This is a genomic window from Brevundimonas poindexterae (assembly GCF_020524625.1).
In the GTDB taxonomy this organism is placed as follows: domain Bacteria; phylum Pseudomonadota; class Alphaproteobacteria; order Caulobacterales; family Caulobacteraceae; genus Brevundimonas; species Brevundimonas poindexterae_A.
Genome location: NZ_JAIVLL010000002.1, coordinates 823215 through 843205 on the forward strand (window position 1 = coordinate 823215; position 19991 = coordinate 843205).

The 19991-nt window shown below is 67.6% G+C and carries 20 protein-coding genes; 11 read left to right on the forward strand and 9 right to left on the reverse strand.

The window, feature by feature from the left end; genetic code table 11:
• Positions 1-35: 35 nt before the first annotated feature.
• On the reverse strand, positions 36-1022 hold the full coding sequence (locus tag LC068_RS10390; RefSeq protein WP_226636934.1) for a 2-hydroxyacid dehydrogenase: 987 nt from the start codon (positions 1020-1022) through the stop codon (positions 36-38).
• Between the two features lie 35 nt (positions 1023-1057).
• Between LC068_RS10390 and LC068_RS10395 the strand changes: the two genes are divergently transcribed.
• The 3 genes from LC068_RS10395 (at position 1058) to fabB (ending at position 3549) form a co-directional block, all read left to right on the forward strand.
• The gene (locus LC068_RS10395) at positions 1058-1645 is read left to right on the forward strand and encodes an SH3 domain-containing protein (protein ID WP_226636936.1); all 588 of its coding nucleotides are present in this window, start codon (positions 1058-1060) and stop codon (positions 1643-1645) included.
• 80 nt (positions 1646-1725) lie between these two features.
• On the forward strand, positions 1726-2265 hold the full coding sequence (fabA, locus tag LC068_RS10400) for a 3-hydroxyacyl-[acyl-carrier-protein] dehydratase FabA (RefSeq protein WP_209118906.1): 540 nt from the start codon (positions 1726-1728) through the stop codon (positions 2263-2265).
• Positions 2266-2331: 66 nt separating this feature from the next.
• Positions 2332-3549, forward strand: a complete 1218-nt coding sequence (gene fabB, locus LC068_RS10405) for a beta-ketoacyl-ACP synthase I (protein WP_226636938.1) — start codon at positions 2332-2334, stop codon at positions 3547-3549.
• 4 nt (positions 3550-3553) lie between these two features.
• On the opposite strand, the gene LC068_RS10410 is transcribed toward fabB, so the two are convergent.
• Positions 3554-4060 carry a hypothetical protein gene (locus LC068_RS10410; RefSeq protein WP_226636940.1) on the reverse strand — a complete coding sequence of 169 codons (507 nt, stop codon included), beginning with the start codon at positions 4058-4060 and terminating at the stop codon, positions 3554-3556.
• 163 nt (positions 4061-4223) lie between these two features.
• On the opposite strand from LC068_RS10410, the gene LC068_RS10415 reads away from it, so the two are divergent.
• The 3 genes from LC068_RS10415 to LC068_RS10425 all read left to right on the forward strand — a co-directional run bounded on the left by LC068_RS10415 (position 4224) and on the right by LC068_RS10425 (position 6762).
• Positions 4224-5405: a cation:proton antiporter gene (locus tag LC068_RS10415; RefSeq protein WP_226636942.1), complete on the forward strand. Its 1182-nt coding sequence runs from the start codon at positions 4224-4226 to the stop codon at positions 5403-5405.
• Between the two features lie 71 nt (positions 5406-5476).
• Positions 5477-6295, forward strand: a complete 819-nt coding sequence (locus LC068_RS10420) for an enoyl-ACP reductase FabI (RefSeq protein ID WP_226636944.1) — start codon at positions 5477-5479, stop codon at positions 6293-6295.
• Between the two features lie 2 nt (positions 6296-6297).
• The gene (locus tag LC068_RS10425) at positions 6298-6762 is read left to right on the forward strand and encodes a hypothetical protein (RefSeq protein ID WP_226636945.1); all 465 of its coding nucleotides are present in this window, start codon (positions 6298-6300) and stop codon (positions 6760-6762) included.
• An 18-nt stretch (positions 6763-6780) separates the two neighbouring features.
• Here the strand turns inward: LC068_RS10425 and rimM are convergent, their stop codons facing one another.
• The 3 genes from rimM to ffh form a co-directional block, all read right to left on the reverse strand.
• Positions 6781-7305 (reverse strand): ribosome maturation factor RimM, encoded by a 525-nt coding sequence (rimM, locus tag LC068_RS10430; protein WP_226636947.1) that lies wholly within the window; start codon positions 7303-7305, stop codon positions 6781-6783.
• An 84-nt stretch (positions 7306-7389) separates the two neighbouring features.
• Positions 7390-7935, reverse strand: a complete 546-nt coding sequence (gene rpsP, locus LC068_RS10435) for a 30S ribosomal protein S16 (RefSeq protein WP_226636949.1) — start codon at positions 7933-7935, stop codon at positions 7390-7392.
• Between the two features lie 28 nt (positions 7936-7963).
• Positions 7964-9487 carry a signal recognition particle protein gene (ffh, locus tag LC068_RS10440; protein WP_226636951.1) on the reverse strand — a complete coding sequence of 508 codons (1524 nt, stop codon included), beginning with the start codon at positions 9485-9487 and terminating at the stop codon, positions 7964-7966.
• A gap of 328 nt (positions 9488-9815) precedes the next feature.
• Between ffh and ppc the strand changes: the two genes are divergently transcribed.
• The gene (ppc, locus tag LC068_RS10445) at positions 9816-12539 is read left to right on the forward strand and encodes a phosphoenolpyruvate carboxylase (protein WP_226636953.1); all 2724 of its coding nucleotides are present in this window, start codon (positions 9816-9818) and stop codon (positions 12537-12539) included.
• A 94-nt stretch (positions 12540-12633) separates the two neighbouring features.
• Here ppc and LC068_RS10450 read toward each other — a convergent pair whose 3' ends face one another.
• Positions 12634-14817 carry a M3 family metallopeptidase gene (locus tag LC068_RS10450; protein WP_226636955.1) on the reverse strand — a complete coding sequence of 728 codons (2184 nt, stop codon included), beginning with the start codon at positions 14815-14817 and terminating at the stop codon, positions 12634-12636.
• A 175-nt stretch (positions 14818-14992) separates the two neighbouring features.
• On the opposite strand from LC068_RS10450, the gene LC068_RS10455 reads away from it, so the two are divergent.
• Together LC068_RS10455 and LC068_RS10460 are read left to right on the forward strand one after the other, a co-directional pair.
• Complete coding sequence (locus tag LC068_RS10455) at positions 14993-15856, forward strand: glutamate racemase (RefSeq protein ID WP_226636957.1); 864 nt, start codon at positions 14993-14995, stop codon at positions 15854-15856.
• Positions 15857-15858: 2 nt separating this feature from the next.
• Complete coding sequence (locus tag LC068_RS10460; protein ID WP_226636960.1) at positions 15859-16386, forward strand: SRPBCC family protein; 528 nt, start codon at positions 15859-15861, stop codon at positions 16384-16386.
• Here LC068_RS10460 and LC068_RS10465 read toward each other — a convergent pair whose 3' ends face one another.
• Together LC068_RS10465 and LC068_RS10470 are read right to left on the reverse strand one after the other, a co-directional pair.
• Complete coding sequence (locus tag LC068_RS10465) at positions 16387-16920, reverse strand: carboxymuconolactone decarboxylase family protein (RefSeq protein ID WP_226636962.1); 534 nt, start codon at positions 16918-16920, stop codon at positions 16387-16389. It abuts the gene before it with no gap.
• A 169-nt stretch (positions 16921-17089) separates the two neighbouring features.
• Positions 17090-17644 carry a peroxiredoxin gene (locus LC068_RS10470; protein ID WP_226636964.1) on the reverse strand — a complete coding sequence of 185 codons (555 nt, stop codon included), beginning with the start codon at positions 17642-17644 and terminating at the stop codon, positions 17090-17092.
• A gap of 173 nt (positions 17645-17817) precedes the next feature.
• Here LC068_RS10470 and LC068_RS10475 point away from each other — a divergent pair, with 173 nt between their 5' ends.
• Positions 17818-18705, forward strand: coding sequence for a hydrogen peroxide-inducible genes activator (locus tag LC068_RS10475; protein ID WP_226636966.1), 888 nt, complete (start codon positions 17818-17820; stop codon positions 18703-18705).
• Between the two features lie 101 nt (positions 18706-18806).
• Positions 18807-19337, forward strand: a complete 531-nt coding sequence (locus tag LC068_RS10480; RefSeq protein WP_226636968.1) for a hypothetical protein — start codon at positions 18807-18809, stop codon at positions 19335-19337.
• Positions 19338-19377: 40 nt separating this feature from the next.
• On the opposite strand, the gene LC068_RS10485 is transcribed toward LC068_RS10480, so the two are convergent.
• On the reverse strand, positions 19378-19953 hold the full coding sequence (locus tag LC068_RS10485; RefSeq protein WP_226636971.1) for a DUF805 domain-containing protein: 576 nt from the start codon (positions 19951-19953) through the stop codon (positions 19378-19380).
• Positions 19954-19991 lie beyond the last annotated feature (38 nt).

Here is a 19991-nt window from a genome sequence, read left to right on the forward strand (position 1 = left end):
GGAAATCGACCACGCAGGCCAAAGGGCGTCAAGCGTTACAGCATGGCCGGAATGACGCGATCGGGCGGTCTGTGGCCATTCTGGAACGTCATGATGTTGGCGATCACGCGCTCGCCCATGTCCTGCCGGGACTCGAGGGTCGCCGAGCCCAGATGCGGCATAAGCACGACCTCGGGCCGGTTCAGAAGACCGGGATGGACCACGGGTTCCTGTTCGAACACGTCGAGACCGACCCCGCCCAGCGCCTGCCGACCGACCACCTCGGCGAGGGCGGCCTCGTCGATCAGCTCGCCGCGGGCCGTGTTGATCAGGATGGCATGCGGCGCCAGCAGGCCGAGGCGCCGGGCATCCATCAGATGGTGGGTCTCGCGCGTCGCCGGACAGTTCAGCGAAACAATGTCCATACGGGGCAGCATGTCATCGAGGTCGTCCCAGTACGTCGCCTGGAGATCCTCTACGACCATGGGGCTGAGGGGTTTGCGGTTGTGATAGTGGACCTGCATGCCAAACGCGCGGGCCCGCCGCGCCAGCGCCTGGCCGATCCGGCCCATGCCGACGATGCCAAGTCGCTTGCCCCACAGCTTGCGACCGCACATCCAGGTCGGCGTCCAGCCCGAGAATTCCCCTTTCTGGACAACGCTTGCCCCTTCCACGAGCCGCCGGCTGACCGCCAGGATCAGCCCCATGGCCAGATCGGCCGTGTCCTCGGTCAGGACCCCCGGTGTATTGGTGACGATCAGCCCGCGCCCGACGGCTGCCTCGACATCGATATGGTCGACGCCCGCGCCGAAATTGGCGATCATTTTCAGCGACTCGCCGGCCTTCCCGATCAGGTCGGCATCGATCCGGTCGGTGATGGTGGGCACCAGCACATCGGCCCGGCCGACGGCATCCTCCAGGGCCGAGCGGTCGAACGGCTGGTCCTTGAGGTTCAGCTCGGTGTCGAAAAGCTCCCGAAGGCGCGTCTCCACCGCGTCCGGCAGGCGTCTGGTTAACACGACCTTAAGTCTGCGGCTCGACATTGGCGGGGACTTTGAATCCGGAGGACAGGAGCGGAATGGAAAGGGTGTCTAGCAAACCCCGGACCCGAGGCCAAAGGGGGCGCCGGATCGGCGGCGTCGCCGCGACCGCGCTTGGCCTGTTCCTGATGCTGTCCGCCCAGGCCACGCGGCCCGACGGGCGGCCGACGCCGAGCAGCTATCCCGTGCCCCGCTGGATCACGCTGAAGGCCAATGAGGTCCATGCCCGAAAAGGCCCCGGCCTCGACCATGAAATCCTCTGGACCTATCGCGTGGCAGGCCTGCCGGTGCAGGTGGTCGCCGAGACGTTCGAATGGCGCAAGATCTGCGATCCGGAGGGTTCGCTGGTCTGGGTTCACCGCAGCACCACCTCGGGGCGCCGCACCGTGCTGAATACGGGCGAGGCGGCGATCGAGGTGCGCACGGGCCGTCGCGACGACGCCGGCGTGCGCGCAAGGCTCTCGCCGCATGCGCTGGTGCCGGTCACCGGCTGCGAGGAGGGCTGGTGCGAGGTGCGCTCGGGTCGCGTGCGCGGTTGGGTGCGCGAAGCCGCCGTGTTCGGCACCCAGAGCGAGCCCCTGTGCGAGGCCAACCGGCCCGCAGGCCCGGCGCCCGGCCGCCGCTGAGCCCGTCCGGCATCAAGCCTTGCCGGTTGACCGGGGCGATTTCACGTGCCACGCCCGCCGCTCAGCATACGGAGGCCGTCTTGAGCCAGTTTGAACGCCAGTCTTCCTATGATTACGAGGCCCTGCTGGCCTCGGGCCGGGGTGAGCTTTTCGGGCCGGGCAATGCCCAGCTGCCGGCCCCGCCGATGCTGATGTTCGATCGCATTACCCGGATCAGCGACGACGGCGGCGTGCACGGCAAGGGCTATGTCGAGGCCGAGTTGGACGTCAATCCGGACCTCTGGTTCTTCAAATGCCACTTCATCGGCGACCCGGTCATGCCGGGCTGCCTCGGACTGGACGCCATGTGGCAGCTGGTCGGCTTCTACCTCGGCTGGATCGGAGGCCCCGGCAAGGGCCGCGCCCTGGGCGTCGGCGAGGTCAAATTCACCGGCCAGGTCCAGCCCGACGTCAAGAAGGTGGTCTACAAGATCGACCTGAAGCGGGTCATCAATCGCCGGCTGGTCATGGGAATCGCCGACGGGGTTCTCGAAGCCGACGGAACGCCTATCTATACGGCGACGGATATGCGGGTTGGTCTGTTCGGCGGCCAGGACACCAAGGCCGCTCCGGCGGAATAACCCGAGACCCAGGATCGCGGATAACGCGGCGACAGATCGGACAGGACCAGGAAAGCAAGAACCACTATGCGGCGTGTCGTAGTTACAGGATTGGGTATCGTCTCCTCGATCGGGACCGGCGCCGCCGCCGTCACCGAGTCGCTTCGCCATGCCCGCTCGGGCGTGGTCGCGGCGCCCGATCACGCGGCGCACGGATTCCGCAGCCAGGTCTGGGCCCCGCCCCAGGTCGGCGACTGGACCCAGCTGGTCGACCGGCGGGCGGCGCGCTTCCTCGCGGATGGTACGGCCTGGGCGCACATCGCCTTTGACGAGGCCCTGGCCTCCAGCGGCATGACGGCGGACGAGATCAAGGACGACCGCATCGGCCTGATCGTCGGCGAGGGCGGGCCCTCGACACGCGTGATCCTCGAAGCGGCCCAGACCACGATGGAAAAGGGTTCGCCCAAGCGCATCGGACCGTTCGCCGTGCCCAAGGCCATGGCGTCCGGCCCCTCGGCCGTGCTGGCCACCTGGTTCGAGATGAAGGGCATCAACTATTCGATCAGCTCGGCCTGTGCGACCAGCGCCCACTGCATCGGCGCGGCCGCCGAACAGATCGCCTGGGGCAAGCAGGACGTGGTGTTCGCCGGAGGCTGCGAGGACATCCACTGGTCCATGTCGAACCTGTTCGATGCCATGGGCGCCATGTCGTCCAACTTCAACGACACGCCGTCGGTCGCCTCTAGGGCCTATGACAAGGACCGCGACGGCTTCGTCATCGCCGGCGGGGCGGGCATTGTGGTGCTGGAAGAGTATGAGCGGGCGAAGGCGCGGGGCGCGACCATCCTGGCCGAAGTGACCGGCTATGGCGCCAATTCCGACGGCTATGACATGGTCGCCCCCTCGGGTGAGGGCGCCGAGCGCTGCATGAAGATTGCGCTGGAAATGGCCGGCAATCCCCGGATCGACTACCTCAACCCGCACGGCACCTCGACGCCGGTGGGCGATTCCAAGGAGATGGGCGCCGTCCGCAATGTGTTCGGCGACCAGCTGCCGATGATCTCCTCGACCAAGTCCCTGACCGGCCATAGCCTGGGCGCGGCCGGCGCGCAGGAGGCGATCTATTGCCTGCTGATGATGCAGAACAATTTCGCCTGCGAGAGCGCGCACATCGAAACCCTCGACCCCGAGTTTGAGGGCATGCCGATCCTGCGCAAGCGGCACGACGGCGAACTGACCCACGTCATGTCCAACTCGTTCGGATTTGGCGGCACCAACGGCACCCTGATCCTGTCGAAGGTCTGAGCGGCTACCAGCCGCTCTCGGCCCCGGCGGCGGTGATGCATCCGGCTACGGCGCCAAGGTCACGGTTGAACTCGGTCGCGCTGGCATAGGCCCGGGAAGCGGGATTGACGGTGATGGTCTGCACCTCCGCGCGGTGATCCTCGCCGCCGATGCCGATGCACCGGACAGAGGGCATCGGGCCTTCGCCGATCACCACGACCACATGCACCGGCCTCACCTCACGCAGGTTCTGGTCCGCCAGATGGTAGCGGACGCAGTGGACGGCGCCGGACAGGGTGCTGTCCGCACAGCGCTCCAGACTGCCCGGCTCGATCTGCGAGGGCTGATACTCGAACCAGGCAGAAGGTTCTCCCGCGCTGTCGACCAGACCCTTTACATAGCGGCTGTCGCCATGGGTGGTGGCGTTGAGGGGCAGAACCTCGATCGCGATCGGCAGGCGAGGGGGCGGAGCTGCCGCGGCTGTGCCAAGGACAAGGAGGGCGGTCGCGGACAAGCCAAAGGGAACGCGCATGATGCTGAAGCCTTTCTCTGGCGGGCGCAGGACCCGGCGATCTGACCCTAGCCAGCACACCGCCGCCGCGCCAATCTACCAGACCTGACTATGCCGGAGATCACCCCTGACGCCTCCTGAGTCCTACATCCTGTTCCTGCTCGGCCTCGGCGTGGTCGTGCTGATGGTGTCCTGGGCCCCCGTCGGCCTCAAGAAGACGCCGCTCACGCTGGCGATCGTCTGCGTCCTGCTGGGGATTGCTGTGTTCAGCGTCGGCGCGCTGAACTTCAATCCGGACCCCCGGACCTGGGATACGCTGACCGAGCGGGTGACCGAGGTGGTGGTGATCATCAGCCTTATGGGGGCGGGGCTGAAGCTCGACCGGCCGCTGGGCTGGCGGGCGTGGGGCTCGACATGGCGGTTGCTGGCGATCGCCATGCCGCTGACCATCCTCGGCGTGATGGCGCTCGGCCTGTACGGCCTTGGCTTCTCGCTGGCGATGGCGCTGCTGCTCGGCGCCTCGCTGGCTCCCACAGATCCGGTGCTGGCCGCCGACGTCCAGGTCGGTCCGCCCAAGTCCGGCGACGACGATGAGGTGCGTTTCGGCCTGACGTCCGAGGCCGGGCTGAACGATTCTCTCGCCTTCCCCTTTGTTCATCTGGCCATTCTGGTGTCGCTGGGCGGGCTGGCCTCGACCGCGGCCCTGACCGACTGGTTCACCATCAAGGTGGTCTGGAAGCTGCTGGCCGGCGCCGGCGTGGGCTTCCTCGTGGGCAAGGGGCTGGGCTGGCTGATCTTTGCCAGTGAAAAGGCGGGTCTGTCGCGTCTGGGCGACGGACTGGTGGCGCTGGCCGCCACCTTCATCGCCTATGCGGTGGCCGAGGTGGCGCACGGGTACGGCTTCCTCGCCGTGTTCGTATGCGGGGTGACCATCCGCGCCTGGGAGCGGGACAATGACTTCCACAGGGAGATGCACCATTTCGCCGATCAGTTCGAACGGCTGCTGATCATGCTGGTGCTGGTCCTGTTCGGCGGGGCGATCGCCAACGGCCTGATGGACTCCCTGACCTGGACCGACGCGGCGATCGGCCTGGCCATTTTGCTGATCGTGCGGCCGGTCGCCGGGATGATCGCCATGATCGGCTCGCGAGAGCCCTTCCGCGACCAGCTGTTGATGGCCTTCCTCGGGATCCGGGGCATCGGGTCGGTCTATTATGTCGCCTATGGCATCAACCATGGAGACTTCGGCTCCAGCGAGCGGCTGTGGTCCATTCTGGGCTTTGTCATCCTCGCCTCCATTGTCATCCATGGCGTGACCGCCAATCCCCTGCTTGAGCGGTTGCGGCGCTGGCGCGCGGTGGACTGACGGCAAACAGGTGCTTTTCCCCGGGCGGAGGCCCTGCTAACCCTCCCGCCCTGATTTCCGAGGAGACGACCATGGCTTCCGACAGCGGCTGGACCTTCCCCACCGGCGACCTGATGAAGGGCAAGAAGGGCCTGATCTTGGGGGTGGCGAACGCCAACTCCATCGCCTGGGGCATTGCCCAGCAACTGGCCGCCCAGGGCGCCGAGCTGGCCTTCACCTATCTGGGCGAAGGACTGGAGCGCCGGGTGCGCCCGCTGGCCGAGAGCGTGGGCGCCAAGCTGATCGTCCAGGCCGACGTCACCGACGACGCCTCGATGGACGCCGCCTTTGCCGAGCTGGAAAAGACCTTCGGCACCATCGATTTCGTGGTCCATTCGGTGGCCTTCGCCAACAAGAACGAGCTGCAGGGTTCGTTCGTCGACAACACCACCCGCGACAGCTTCCTGCTGGCGATGAACATCTCGGTGTTCAGCTTCGTCGATGTGGCGAGGCGGGCCGCGAAACTGATGCCGAACGGCGGGTCGATGGTCACCATGACCTACCTCGGCGCCGAGCGGGCCATCCCCAACTACAACACCATGGGCGTGGCCAAGGCCGGGCTTGAAGCCGCGACCCGCTATATCGCCCGCGACCTCGGGCCCAAGGGCATCCGCGTCAACGCCATCTCGGCGGGCGCCATGCGTACCCTGTCGCTGGCCGGCATCTCGGGCGGTCGCGGCATGATCGCCCAGGGCCGCGCCATGTCGGCCATGAAGGAAGACACCTCGATGGAGGGCGTGGCCGGCTGTGCCCTGTGGCTGTGCTCGGACCTCGGCTTCTCGACCACGGGCGAGGTCGTCCACGTCGACGCCGGCTTCCACATGATGGGTCTGGGCGACGCCGAGGAATAGTATTGGCGGCGAGCTTTCGAATCCGGCTCGACATAGAGGACCACGGCTGGGCCAGCGTCGCCGTCTCTTGTGGGGATCACTCGTTCGAAACCGACGGCGTCAGCAACTCGACCGACGCTTTGGGCGATATGATCCGCGCAGCGGTGGATCTCTTGCGGGGAGCTGACAGTTGCAGGTTCAGCTTCGACGGGGAGCCTGTGGAAACCCGCTGGGTGCTTGACCGCGATGCGCCAAACGAAGTGCGCTTGCGACTACTTCAGTTTCCGCACATTTGCCGGTCCTCGGCATTTGATCCGGGCGTCGAGCGCTTCTCCGCCGTCATGGCTGCCGACTCGTTCGTTCGAGCCGTGCTCAGAGAGGCAGATCGGATACACTTTGAACTGGGGGAGGCCGACTACGAGAAGCGCTGGGGCACCGCATTTCCTGCCAAAGAGCTCGAGATCCTGCGCACTGCCCGCAAGGCCTGACGCTAAGGGGTGCAGCCGTCAGTCCGGCTCGCGTTCACCCACCTCGGCGGGGCGCAGCGCCCGCAGCCAGCCGTCGGCCGTGTGGATTTCGGGCACGGCCTCGCGGGTAAAGGGCAGATACCAGGTCTGGCCGCCGCCGGCGGGCGTGATCTCGAGCATGTCATCGGCGCCGAAATTCTGGACGGCTCGCACCGTGCCAATCACGGCGTCGGCCGCGTCGCGGGCCTCCAGCCCGATCAGATCGGCCAGGTAGAATTCGTCTTCCTCGGGCGGAGGCAGGGTGTCGCGGGCAATGTAGAGCTTGAGGCCGCGCAGGGCCTCGGCGTCCTCGCGCGTCTTCACCTGTTCGGCGCGGCCCACCACGCCCTTCTTGTCCGGCCGGGCGGTGGTCAGGGTCAGGGCCGGGGTGCCGTCGGCGCGCAACAGCGGGCCATAGTCCATCACGGCCATGGGTTCGGCCGTGAAGGTGGTCAGGCGCACCTCGCCCTTCACGCCAAAGGCGCCGCCCACCTGGGCCACCAGGATCAATCTGTCGGTCGTCATGTCCGAGCCTCTACAGCAGACCGGCGCCCATGAAAAAGGGCGGTGCCGCATGGACACCGCCCCTGTTCATGTTGCGCGGGGAAATCAGCCCTCGGCCTTTTCCTCGGTCGCCTCTTCGGCGGCGGGAGCCTCTTCGGCAGCAGCCTCTTCAGCCGGAGCGTCCGCAGCGGGCGCTTCTTCCGCCGGAGCGTTCTTGGCGGCTTCGGCTTCTTCCTTGGCCTTGGCAGCGGCTTCGGCGGCTTCGGCCTTGGCAGCGGCTTCGGCTTCCAGACGGTCAGCTTCACGCTGGGCGCGCTCGGCGGCGCGTTCCTGGGCCTTCTTGCCCGGCTGGCCCTTGTTCGGATTGTTGCCCTGGGTCCACTTGACCTTGCCGACCAGGGCTTCGTCCTGGCTCTGGCTGATGAATCGAGCGACGCGGTCGGTCGGCTGGGCGCCCTTGCCCAGCCACTCGGCGATGCGGTCGGCCTTCAGGGCCACGCGGGGGGTCTCGCCGTCCTTGGGCAGCATCGGATTGTAGCTGCCGACCTTCTCGATGAATTTGCCATCGCGCGGCGCGTGGCTGTCGGCGACGACGATGTGGTAGTAGGGGCGCTTCTTGGTGCCGCCACGCGACAGACGAATCTTCAGCATTTTCAGTCTCTTTCTTTAGGGAAAAGGGTCAGGATTTCTTGGTGGGCAGACCGGGCAGGCCGGGCAGTCCACCGGGGGGCATGCCGCCACCCAGACCGGACAGCCGGTCCTGAATGGCCTTCATCTCTTCGGCCGAGGGCTCGGGCATCCGCCCGCCGCCCATGGCCTTCAGCCGGGCCATGTCAGGCTGGCCGGGTCCGCCGCCGAGACCGCCCAGCATGGCGGCCATCTGCTGCATCTTCTTGGGTCCGCCGCGCGCCAGGGACTTGACCATATCGGCCATCTGGCGGTGCTGTTTCAGCAGGCGGTTGATCTCCTGCACCTCGACGCCGGCGCCGGCGGCGATGCGCTTCTTGCGGCTGGCGTTGAGCAGGTCGGGCTTCTTGCGCTCGGCCTTCGTCATCGAGCTGAGGATGGCCTGCTGGCGTCCGATCATCCGGTCGTCGACGCCGGAGTCGGCCATCTGGGCCTTCATCTTGGCCACGCCGGGCAGCATGCCCATGATGCCCTGAAGGCCGCCCATCTGCTTCATCTGGGCCAGCTGGCCGGCCAGGTCGTCCAGGTCAAACTTGCCCTTGGCCAGCTTCTTCGCCATGGCCTCGGCCTTGGCGGCATCGAGGTCCTGACTGGCCTTTTCGACCAGGGCCACGATATCGCCCTGGCCCAGGATGCGGCCGGCGACGCGGCGGGCGTCGAACACGTCGAGCGCGTCAACCTTTTCGCCCGCGCCGATGTATTTGATCGGCAGGCCGGTGACGGCCCGCATCGACAGCATGGCTCCGCCCCGCCCGTCGCCGTCGGCGCGGGTCAGCACCAGACCGGTCAGCGGCAACCGCTCGTGGAAGGCGCGCGCAGTGCGCACTGCGTCCTGACCGGTCAGGCTGTCGGCGACCAGCAGGGTTTCCACCGGCTTCGACACCGCGGCGACCTCGGCCACCTCATTCATCAGCCCTTCGTCGAGGGTTATGCGGCCGGCGGTATCCAGGATCAGGACGTCAAAGCCCTGCAGTTTCGCCGATTGCAGCGCACGTTTGGTAATCTGGACCGCGCTCTCGCCCGCCACGATGGGCAGGGTCGCGACCTCGATCTGCTGGCCCAGGGTGGCCAGCTGCTCCATGGCCGCCGGACGCCGCGTGTCCAGCGAGGCCATCATGACCTTCTTCTTGTCGAACTTCGTCAGGCGCAGCGCCAGCTTGGCCGAGCTGGTGGTCTTGCCCGAGCCCTGCAGGCCGGCCATCAGGATCACGGCGGGCGGGGCGGCGTTCAGATTGATGCCGACCGGCTCCTCGCCACCCAGCATCTCGATCAGGCCGTCATAGACGATCTTGACCACCTGGTCGGCCGGCCGGACCGAGCGGATGACCTCCTCGCCCTTGGCCTTCTCGCTGGCGAAGGCGATGAAGTCCTTGACCACCGGCAGGGCGACGTCGGCCTCGAGCAGGGCCACGCGCACCTCGCGCATGGCCTCGGCAATGTCCTTTTCGGACAGGGCGCCGCGGCCGGTGATCCGGTCAAAGACGCCTGTCAGTCGCTCGTTCAGAGCCTCGAACATCAGAACCTCAGGTCTCGCGCAGAATGACCCCGAGGCTCCAAACGAGATCAGCCCCAGCGGACGATCACGTCGGCTGGGGGCCTCTCCCGGCTCAGCCCGTGTCCAGAAGCGAGGATCGGGGGTCGTCCGGGTGGAGGGCGCGAGGTCAACTTGCGCCGGAAGCGGCGGTGTATGGCGGAAAACCGCGAAAAGGGCAAGCCGACCCCGGCTGGGCGGGCCAAAGGGCCCGTCCGCAGGGCACCGAACTACGCAAATTCCGTTACGCAGGGGCGTGTCGCCTATCCCCGCAGGGGTTCGCACGCCTATCGTCGATCTTCAAGGAGACCTCATGACTGACACCCTGCCCGCCGACGCCCTGCCTGCCGACCGCCTGCGCGAGGAGGTCCGCCTGCTGGGCGCCGTGCTGGGGGACGTCATCCGCGAGGCCGGAGGCCAGGATCTGTACGACCGGATCGAGGCGGTCCGCCGGGCCTCGGTCGCCTACCACCGCGACGGCGCGGACACCCGGGACGTCACCGAAATGGAGCGCCTGCTGGCGGGCCTCAGCTCGGAGCAGGCGGTGGGCCTGTCGCACGGCTTTGCGGTCTTCTCCCTGCTGGCCAATGTCGCCGAGGACCGCGAAGCGCGCCGCCGTGCCCGCGAGGCAGAGGCGGATTCAGCCCCGGCGGGAGAGTCCACCGCTACGCCCGAGGCCGCGCTGGCCTGGCTGTCGCGCGGCGGCGCGGACCGCAAGGCCGTGGCCGACATTCTGGCCAAGGGACTGATTTCTCCGGTGCTGACGGCCCACCCGTCCGAGGTGCGGCGCAAGAGTGTGCTGGACCGCATCGCGGCCCTGTCTGCCCTACTGGACGGACGCGGCGAGGGCCAGGGGGCCAGCCGCGCCCTGCGCCGTCAGGTCTTCCTGCTGTGGGCCACGCGACTGGTCCGGACCTCGGGTCTGGTGGTGCAGGACGAGATCGACACTGTAGTCTCCTTCCTCGAGCAGGTTTTCCTCGAGGCCGTGCCCGAGCATCTGAATGCCTGGCGCGAACGGCTGGAGGCGCCGGACCTCAAGCCCTTCCTCAAGGTCGGAAGCTGGGTGGGCGGCGATCGCGACGGCAATCCCAATGTCGACGCCGACGTCATGAAGGCTGCCTTCCGCACCCAGTCGCAAGCGGCGCTGGGCGCCTATCTGGACGATGTCCATGCGCTCGGGGCCGAGCTCAGCCTGTCCGACGCCCTGGTCGACCTGACGCCCGAACTGGCCGCCCTGTCGGCGGCGTCGGGCGATACCTCGCCCCACCGGGCGGGCGAGCCGTTTCGTCGGGCCCTCACCCGCATCTATGCGCGTCTGGCCGCCGACTATCAGGCCAAGGTCGGTGCCCCGCCGCCGCGTCCGGCAGGCTTTGCCGCCGAGCCCTACGGCCGGCCCGAGGCCTTCGTCGCCGATCTGCAGATCTTGCGGCAGGCGCTGCTGGCCGCGGACCCCCAGGCCTTCCGTGACGACGGCCTGTCACGCCTGATCGACCGGGTGGAGGCGTTCGGCTTCCATCTGGCCGTGCTCGACATGCGCCAGAATGCCGATGTCCACGAGCGGGTGGTGGCCGACCTGTTCCGGGTCGCGGGCGTCGCCGACGACTATGAGGCACGCGACGAGGCCGGGCGGATGGCGCTGCTGCGCACCGAACTGGCCAGTCGTCGCCCGCTGTTCGTCCCGGGGGCGGGCGACTATGCCGAAGAGACCCTCAAGGAGCGCGCCATCCTGCAGGCGGCTGCCGAGGCCATCCAGACCTTCGGCCCGGCCGCGATCCGCACCTATATCGTCTCCAAGACCGAGAGCCCCTCGGACCTTCTGGAAGTCTATCTGGTGCTGAAGGAAGTCGGCCTGTTCGACCCGGCCTCGCCCGAGACCTGTCCCATCCAGGCCGTTCCCCTGTTCGAGACCATCACTGACCTGCAGGCGGCCCCCGTCACCCTGCGCGCCCTGATGGCCGAGCCGGCGCCTCTGGCCCTCGCCCGTTCGCGCGGGGTGCAGGAGGTGATGATCGGCTATTCGGATTCCAACAAGGACGGCAGCTATCTGACCTCGACCTGGGAGCTGAACCACGCGTCGCGGGCCCTGCGCGATGTGTCGCGCGAGGCGGGTGTCGGCCTGCAGCTGTTCCACGGTCGCGGCGGGGCCGTCGGTCGGGGAGGCGGGTCCAGTTTCGGGGCCGTCGTCGCCCAGCCGCGCGGCACGGTCGAGGGCCGCATCCGCGTGACGGAACAGGGCGAGGTGATCGCCAACAAATACGGCGAGCCTGGCGTGGCACGTCGCAATCTGGATGCCCTGACCAGCGGCGTGATCCTGGCCTCGCTGCGCCGCGAGTCGGGCGAGGGTCCGGCCGAGCGCCACGGCGATCTGATCTCACGCCTCAGCCAGGCCTCCATGAAGGCCTACCGCGCTCTCGTCTATGACACGGCGGGCTTCGTCGACTATTTCCGCGCGGCCACGCCGATCTCGGAACTGTCCGAGCTGAAGATCGGCTCGCGCCCGGCCTCGCGCAGTTCGTCCACCCGCATCGAGGACCTGCGCGCCATCCCCTGGGTGTTCAGCTGGAGCCAGTCGCGCGTCATGCTGCCCGGCTGGTACGGCTTCGGCTCGGCTATCGACAGTCTGGGTGCGGGGGATGTGGAGACCTTGACCGGGCTGGTCTCCGAATGGCCCTTCCTGTCGACCCTGATCCAGAACATGGAGATGGTCATGGCCAAGTCCGACATGGTCATCGCGCGGCGCTATGCGGGTCTGGTGCCCGATCAGGCCCTGGCCGAGGACATCCATGGCCGGATCGCAGCGGAATGGCAGCGGACCCATGATGCCGTGATGCGCCTGACCGGCCAGACCAGCCTGCTGGAGCGCCAGCCGGAGCTGGCCCGTCTGATCCGGCTGCGCCTGCCCTATATCGAGCCGCTCAACCATGTGCAGGTCGATCTGATCCGGCGCCGTCGCGCGGGCGACGACGACCCCGCCGTGCGCGAGGGCATCCTGGTTGCGCTGAACGGGATCGCCGCAGGTCTCCGGAACAGCGGCTGACATGAAAACGGGCCGGTGGATCGCTCTACCGGCCCATATCCCATGCTCATCACGCTCAAGCAGCGAGCCGCCGCGCGGCGAGCGGTAGCGTCAATCAGTTGACGGGAAAACCGCGCACGCGCAGCAGGGCGTCGACATCCGGGTTGCGCCCGCGGAAGCGGCGATAGGCCTCGCCACGATCCGTCGTATTGCCCTCGGACAGGATGATCGACTTGTAGCGGGCCGCGATGTCCGGATTGAACACATCGCCCGAGCCCTCGAAATAGGCCCAGGTATCGGCGTCCATGACCTCGGACCACAGATAGCTGTAATAGCCCGCCGAATAGGCATCCGAGGTGAACAGGTGATTGAACTGCGGCAAGCGGTGCCGCATCACGATCTCCTTGGGCATGCCGATGCGCGCGAGGCTCTCCCGCTCGAAGGCGTCGATGTCGGTCGGCGGGGTGGCGCGGGTGTGCAGATCCATGTCGACCAGGGCCGACGACAGATAGCTGACGGTCGCATAGCCCTGGTTGAAGGTCGAGGCGGCCTCGATCTTGTCCACCAGTGCCTGCGGCATCGGCTGACCGGTTTCGACGTGCTTCATGAAGCCGTCCAGGATCGGGCGGGACAGCACCCAGTGCTCGTGCACCTGCGACGGATATTCGACGTAGTCGCGCGGCGTGCCGCCCAGCGCCGGATAGGTGATCCTGTACGACAGATAGTGCAGGGCGTGGCCGAACTCGTGGAACAGGGTCTCGGCGTCGTCCAGCGAGATCAGGATGGGCTCGTCGCCCTCGGCCTTGATGAAGTTGTTGTTGTTCGAGGCCAGCACATTCTTGACCCCGTCATAGGTCGAGTACGAGCGATAGGTGGTCATCCACGCCCCCGACCGCTTGCCCGGCCGGGCGAAGTCGTCCGAGTAGAACAGGCCCACATGGCGGCCCGAGGCCTTGTCCTTGACTTCGAACACCTCGACGTCCGGATGGAAGACCGGCACGGTCCCCGCTGGCAGCGGGGTGAAGGTGAAGCCGTACAGGCGCTCGGCCATGTAGAAGGCGCCGCGCTTGACGTTGTTGAGCTCGAAGTAGGGCTTCAGTTCGTTCTGGTCGAGGTCGTACTTCGCCTTCCGGACCTTCTCGGCATAGTACAGGTAATCCCACGGCTCGATCTCGTGACCGGCGATCTCCCGCATGTCGGCGACCTCTTCGGCCACGCGCGCCTTGGCCGGTTCCCAGACCCGCATCATCAGGTCCATGGCGGCCTCGGGGGTCTTGGCCATGGTGTCCTGCATGCGCCACTCGGCATGGTTGCCATAGCCCAGCAGGCGGGCCCGTTCGGCGCGCAGGCGCACGATCTCGGCGATGGTCGAGTTGGTGTCGTTGGCGTCGCCATTGTCACCGCGGTTCACGAATTTGCGCCACACCACCTCACGCATGGCGCGGTCGTCGGCAAAGCTCAGATACGGGTCGACGCTGGAGCGGGTGTTGACGATGGCCCAGCCCTCGACACCCCGATTGCGCGCGGCGGCCGCGGCGGCCGCCTTGTTCGAGGCCGGCAGGCCCGCGGTCTGCGACTCGTCGGTCAGGACCGTCCAGGTGTTCTCGTCGGCGACGACCTTCTGGCCGAAGCGCGTGAAGGCGCTCGACAGGGCGGTGTTGATCCGGCCCAGTTCGGCCTTGCCGGCCGCGTCCAGGGCGGCACCGTTACGGATGAAGCTGTCGCGGCTGCGCTCGGCCACCCGCGTCTGCTCGGCGGTCAGGCCCATGGCGCGGGCGTTGTCGGCCACGGTGCGGACGCGCTCGAACAGTCCGGCGTTGAAGGTGATCTCGTCACCGGCGGCCGACAGCAGGGGCGACACCTCGGTATCGACGGCCTGATAGTCTTCCGAGCCTATGTTGGAGGTCATCACCCCGAACACCGTCAGGGCGCGGTCCAGCGGCTCACCCGCCATCTGCAGGGCGACCATGGTGTTGGCAAAGGTCGGCGGCTCGGGGTTGTTGACGATGGCGTTGATCTCGGCGCGTTGCAGCGCGATGCCCTCGACAATCGCGGCCTTCAGCTTCTCGGGCGTGGCGGCCGGGAAGGGCGGCAGGCCCTCATACGGGCCGGTCCAGGGCTGAAGCAGTTCCGCGCGCGGAGTTTGTTGCGGCAGGACCGCGCGGGCGATGGCCGCGTCGCGGGCCAGATCCTCGGGCGAGAGGCCGACGGGCGCACCGCCCATACCCATGCCCATGTTCGCGCACCCCGTAAGGGCGAACAGGCTGCCCCCCGCTGCAAGAAGCTGGCGTCTGTCCATGAATGACTCCCTTTGTGTCCTGTCGCACGCCCCGGGCCAACGGCGGCCATGGGTCATTGACACCCTCATGTGGGTTTCGGTGCGCTCTTTCGCAAAGACTTGCATCAGGTGAGGGTGCGCGGGCAAGAGGGAGGGCTTGCGGGCCTGCCCGTTTTCGCGACCCTGGAGGGCCTGTATGGCCATTGGCGTGTTTGATTCCGGCGTGGGTGGCCTGACCATCCACCACACCCTGACGCGCCGTTTCCCGGGCCGGGACCTCATCTATCTGGCCGATCAGAAGCATGCGCCCTACGGCGGCCGGGCCGGCGAGGAGATCGTCGACCTGACCCGGGCGGGATGCGAGCGCCTGTTCGCCGAAGGCGCGTCGGTGGTGGTGCTGGCCTGCAATACCGCCTCGGCCATCGCCCTCCGGCGTCTCCAGCAGACCTGGGTGCCCGAGGCCGTTCGGACCTTTGGCCGGCCCGTCAATGTGCTGGGGATCATCGTGCCGACGATCGAGGCGGCCACCGGCCTGCCCTGGACCTATGCGCGCGAAACCGACGACCGTTTCCGCGACGAGCGCAAGTCGGCGGTCGAGGTGCTGGGCCTGTTCTGCACCCAGGCCACGGCCAACAGCCGCGTCTATGAGATCGAGATCGACAAGCGACGCGAGGACCTGGCCGTCTTCACCGAGCCCTGCCCCGGCCTGGCCGGTCAGATCGAGGCGGGTGTCGATGAGGATGAACTCCGGGCCACGGTGCGCGATCACGTCGAGGCGCTGCGCCGTCGCATCGGCCGCTGGCCCGACAAGGTCATCCTGGGCTGCACCCACTATGGCATCGTCGCCCACCTGTTCGCCGAGGCCCTGCCCGAGGGCACGCCCGTGATCGGTCAGCCGGATGCCGTGGCCGATGCGCTGGACCGCTATTTCGCCCGCCATCCTGAATATGTGCTGGGCGATCAGGGCCGGCTGCGGTTCCTGACGACCGGCTCCCCCGGCGGGCAGGGCGAGCGGATCGAACGCTTTTGGGGCGGACCCCTGACTTTCGAGAAGGCCTGATCATGCGCATCCCCGCGATCCTCGCGACCCTCGCCCTGGCTGTCGTGACGGCGTCGCCCGCAGCAGCCGAGATCATCTCACGCAGCGAGAACGCCTTCACCCTGAGGTTCGAAGGACAGACGCGGATGGGCCCGGCCGGAGTGGCAGACGCCTTCTCGCAGGTCGGGCAGTGGTGGGACCCTGCGCACAGCTACACCGGCGATGCGGCCAACCTCAGCCTCGATCTCGCGCCCGGCGGCTGCTGGTGCGAAGCCATGCCGGATGGTTCACGCTTCGACCATGGCCGGGTCGAGTCGGTAGCGTTTGGCGAGGTCCGCCTTCACGCGCCTTTCGGTCCGCTGCGGACCATGGCCACGCGGGCCGATCTGGTCGTGACCTATGCCCTGGTCGACGGTGTCGTCCGGCCGAGCTGGACCTTCGTCGTCGAGGGACCTGGCGTTGGGGCCATGGCCGAGCCGGTTGACGGGGTCATGGGCGGCGGCTTTGCACGCTGGATCGCCCATATGGACGCCTGCGCCGCCGCCCACTGATCAGGCGTTCAGCGCCTCGGCCGAGGCGACGATGCGGCTGGCGGCATGCACCACGGCGCCGATGCGCAGGGCGGCCTGGACCTGGGGGGCCGTAAAGCCGTGCTGGCGTAGGGGCGCCTCGTGGGCGTCGATACAGGCGCCGCAGCCGTTGATGGCCGACACGGCGGTGCACCACAGCTCAAAGTCCATCTTGTCGACGCCGGGGTTGCCAATGACATTCATCCGCAGCCGCGCCGGCAGGGTCCCGTACTCCTTGTTCTTCATCAGGTGCAGGGACCGGTAGTAGATGTTGTTCATGCCCATGATGGCGGCGGCCGACCGTGCCGCATTCAGGGCTTCCGGCGTCAGCTTCCCGGCCGCAGCGGCCTCGATCGCGCGCACCACCGGCACCGTGCCCACGGCATGGGCCGAGGCCAGGAAACAGCCCCACTTCTGCTGGTCGTTCAGCACGGTCTCGCTGGCCAGCGAACCGAGGTTCAGCGAGATATCCTTGGCATAGGCGGGGATCAGGTCGCGCAGGGTGTCGAGGGACATTGGGTATGGCTCCGGCTAGATCCTCCCCAGGAGCGTAGCGAACGGGGGAGGGGGACCACGCGTAGCGTGGTGGAGGGGGCGGACCGGGCGCGGTGGATGGGGTCGCCCCCTCCACCGCTTCGCGGTCCCCCTCCCCCGCTTTCGCGGGGGAGGATTACGACGTCACTGCTTACGCAGCCAGCGTCTCGCCGCCGACGGGGCGGTTGCAGGCGCACAGTTCATCGGTCTGCAGGGCGTCAACGACACGCAGGGTGTCAGCCGGGGCGCGACCGACGTTCAGGTTGGTCACATAGACGTGCTGGACGACGTTGTGCGGGTCGACGACGAAGGTCGCGCGCAGGGCCACGCCTTCTTCCTCGTTCAGGATGCCCAGCTCGCGGGCGAACTTGCCGCCGTTGTCGGCAAACTGCCAGATCGGCAGCTTGTTCAGGTCGGCGTGGTCGCGGCGCCAGGCCAGCTTGACGAATTCGTTGTCGGTCGAGCCGCCGAGCACCACGGTGTCGCGGTCCTCGAAGTCGCGGGCCAGCGAGGCGAATTCGGCGATTTCGGTCGGGCAGACGAAGGTGAAGTCCTTCGGATAGAAGAAGATGACCTTCCACTTGCCTTCAAAGCTGGCTTCGGTGATCGGCTCGAACGCCGAGACGCCGTTTTCCTCGTGGCTGTTGAAGCCGGGCTTCACGCCGATGATCTTGAATTCAGGCAGTTTTTCTCCAACGCCGAGCATGGGCTCTCCTTGGGTTGCTGGAATTGCAGGGTCAAGGGCCGGGGGGAGCCGACCGCTTGGGTGGCACTTGGGGGCTCGCGGGCCGGAAGTCAAATCAATCCTTTCGCGGTTGCGAATAGATTTCGCTTATGCGAAGGGCCGGTGTAGGAGGGGGTGTTCCAAGGAGACCGCCCGTGCTGCCCACCCTGCGCCAGCTGCAGTATCTGAAGCTTCTCGCCGAGCACGGCTCGTTCAGTCGCGCGGCCGAAGCCGCCCACGTCAGTCAGCCAGCCCTCAGTTCGGGCGTGCAGGAACTCGAGCGGATTCTGGGCGCCGCCGTGGTCGAGCGGACGCGGGGCCGGGTGCAGCTGACCGCAGTCGGGGCCGAGGCCGTGCGGCGGGCCGAGGATGTGCTGGCCCGCACCGAGGACCTGGTCGAGGCGGCCCGCAATGCCGGCAAGCCCCTGTCCGGCCGGTTCCGCCTCGGCGTCATCCCGACCGTCGCGCCCTTCCTGCTGCCCGCCAAGCTGCCGGGGCTGAAGGCGCGGTATCCGGCGCTGCGTCTGTTCATCCGCGAAGACCTGACCCCGCGTCTGGTGGCGGGGCTGAAGGCCGGCCAGCTGGACGCCGCCGTCATTGCCCTGCCCTACAACGCCCCGGGCATCGACCACGCGCGCATCGGCGATGACGAAATTCTGGCCGCTGCCCCGGTCGGGCACCGGCTGGCCGGCTCGGGCCCCATTCCGCCCGGGTCTCTGGGTGCCGATGATCTGATCCTGCTGGAGGACGGCCATTGTCTGCGGGACCAGGCGCTGGCGGCCTTCGACATCGAGGCGCCGCGCGGCGAGGATGTGTTTGCCGCGACCTCGCTCCACACCCTGGTCCAGATGGTGTCCTCGGGACTGGGCGTCAGCTTCCTGCCGGAAATGGCGGTCCGCGCCGGACTGGCCGACGATCCGGGCGTGGTGATCCGGCCGATCAGCGCCGAGGCGCCGCGGCGTGAGATCGTGGTGGCCTGGCGGACGGGCTCCAGCCGCGCAGCCGAAGCGCGCCTGCTGGCCGAGGCCCTGACCCTGGACTGAGGAGCGGCACGTCGCCGCCTTCATTGCTGAAAATACATTAGGCGCTGACGAAAAGCCGGGTCATGACGCGGTTCAGGTCTTCCATAACCCCGGTCCCTGAAATGATCCGCCCCGCCCTTTTCTCCGTCGCGGCCTTCGCCGTTCTGGCCACCGCCGCCTGCGCCCCCGTCATCGAGGGGGGCCCGCCGCTCGACCTGCCGCCCGGTCTGGCCGAGACCGCCTCGATCGGCACCATCACCCTGTCCACCGGCTGGCTCCAGGCCGAGGATGACGTCGGCGAGACCTTCATGGAGGAGGTCGGCGAGGAAATGCGCACCTGCGCGTATGGCACCTGGCCGCTCGATCTGCGCCTGCATATCGAGGATATCGACCGCGAAGGCCGTCTGACGATGGCGGTGCGGGGGCACGGCACCCACTATGCGCGTGGCACGGCCGAGCTGGTCGATCCGCGCTCGGGCACCGTCGTCGGCCGCTACCCGCTGGAGGTCGAGGTGGACGCCGGCGGACGCGTGGCGGGCCTTTTCGGCGACCGCCAGATGATCGTGGCCGAGGCCTTCGGTCGCGCGCTCTGCGACGCCGCCTTCTCGCGCAATCCGCGCCGCCCGGGTCCGCACAACGCCACACGCGGCTGATCAGCGGGCCCCGCGTTTCCCCGACAGGGGGCTTTGCGGTTCAGTCGACGACGGGAGGGCTCGGCGGTCCTGCAGGATCGCCAAAGGCATTCCTGCGCGGCTGACCGGGCAGGATGAGCAAAATGACGAGCCCGGCCAACGAGGCCATATAGATCAGATTGTTCAGGAAGATCAGGATGAACAGGCGCTCGTCGAAGTCAGGCAAGTCAAGGGCGCCCATCAACCTCTGCATGCCGATCAGTCCGGTCACCAGAAAGACGACCGGAACCGATCCGATGAAGCCGGACAGGCCGCGGTCATGCAGCCTTCGCGTGACCGCCGCCGCCAGCAGACCGATCAGCAGCGCGGCGCCCGCGCCGAGGGCCAGGAAGAAGTTCGAGAAGTCGGGCGTGAACCCGGCGCCGGGTTCGATCTGCACGGAGTAGTGGGTCGGCGACTGCGTGACGTGCACCGAGTCGGGGTTTTGCTGTGCGGCGAGAAGGGCTTGCTCAAACAGCGGCTCCATGGCCATCGCCACGCCGAAGCCCATCACGGCAAAACCGATAACGAAAGCGACGGCCGCATAGGGCCAGAACTGGCCGGGGCTGTCCCGACCGCCGAACCGGAACAGGTTCATGAAACCGCGACTGATGGCGCGCATGGATTGCCCTCCCT

What these genes read in the sequence shown, in the direction of transcription:
- LC068_RS10390 (WP_226636934.1), bottom strand. Translation starts at nt 1,022, where the DNA reads ATGTCGAGCCGCAGACTTAAGGTCGTGTTAACCAGACGCCTGCCGGAC.
- LC068_RS10395 (WP_226636936.1), top strand. Translation starts at nt 1,058, where the DNA reads ATGGAAAGGGTGTCTAGCAAACCCCGGACCCGAGGCCAAAGGGGGCGC.
- fabB (WP_226636938.1), top strand. Translation starts at nt 2,332, where the DNA reads ATGCGGCGTGTCGTAGTTACAGGATTGGGTATCGTCTCCTCGATCGGG.
- LC068_RS10410 (WP_226636940.1), bottom strand. Translation starts at nt 4,060, where the DNA reads ATGCGCGTTCCCTTTGGCTTGTCCGCGACCGCCCTCCTTGTCCTTGGC.
- LC068_RS10415 (WP_226636942.1), top strand. Translation starts at nt 4,224, where the DNA reads ATGGTGTCCTGGGCCCCCGTCGGCCTCAAGAAGACGCCGCTCACGCTG.
- LC068_RS10420 (WP_226636944.1), top strand. Translation starts at nt 5,477, where the DNA reads ATGGCTTCCGACAGCGGCTGGACCTTCCCCACCGGCGACCTGATGAAG.
- rimM (WP_226636947.1), bottom strand. Translation starts at nt 7,305, where the DNA reads ATGACGACCGACAGATTGATCCTGGTGGCCCAGGTGGGCGGCGCCTTT.
- rpsP (WP_226636949.1), bottom strand. Translation starts at nt 7,935, where the DNA reads ATGCTGAAGATTCGTCTGTCGCGTGGCGGCACCAAGAAGCGCCCCTAC.
- ffh (WP_226636951.1), bottom strand. Translation starts at nt 9,487, where the DNA reads ATGTTCGAGGCTCTGAACGAGCGACTGACAGGCGTCTTTGACCGGATC.
- ppc (WP_226636953.1), top strand. Translation starts at nt 9,816, where the DNA reads ATGACTGACACCCTGCCCGCCGACGCCCTGCCTGCCGACCGCCTGCGC.
- LC068_RS10450 (WP_226636955.1), bottom strand. Translation starts at nt 14,817, where the DNA reads ATGGACAGACGCCAGCTTCTTGCAGCGGGGGGCAGCCTGTTCGCCCTT.
- LC068_RS10455 (WP_226636957.1), top strand. Translation starts at nt 14,993, where the DNA reads ATGGCCATTGGCGTGTTTGATTCCGGCGTGGGTGGCCTGACCATCCAC.
- LC068_RS10460 (WP_226636960.1), top strand. Translation starts at nt 15,859, where the DNA reads ATGCGCATCCCCGCGATCCTCGCGACCCTCGCCCTGGCTGTCGTGACG.
- LC068_RS10465 (WP_226636962.1), bottom strand. Translation starts at nt 16,920, where the DNA reads ATGTCCCTCGACACCCTGCGCGACCTGATCCCCGCCTATGCCAAGGAT.
- LC068_RS10470 (WP_226636964.1), bottom strand. Translation starts at nt 17,644, where the DNA reads ATGCTCGGCGTTGGAGAAAAACTGCCTGAATTCAAGATCATCGGCGTG.
- LC068_RS10480 (WP_226636968.1), top strand. Translation starts at nt 18,807, where the DNA reads ATGATCCGCCCCGCCCTTTTCTCCGTCGCGGCCTTCGCCGTTCTGGCC.
- LC068_RS10485 (WP_226636971.1), bottom strand. Translation starts at nt 19,953, where the DNA reads ATGAACCTGTTCCGGTTCGGCGGTCGGGACAGCCCCGGCCAGTTCTGG.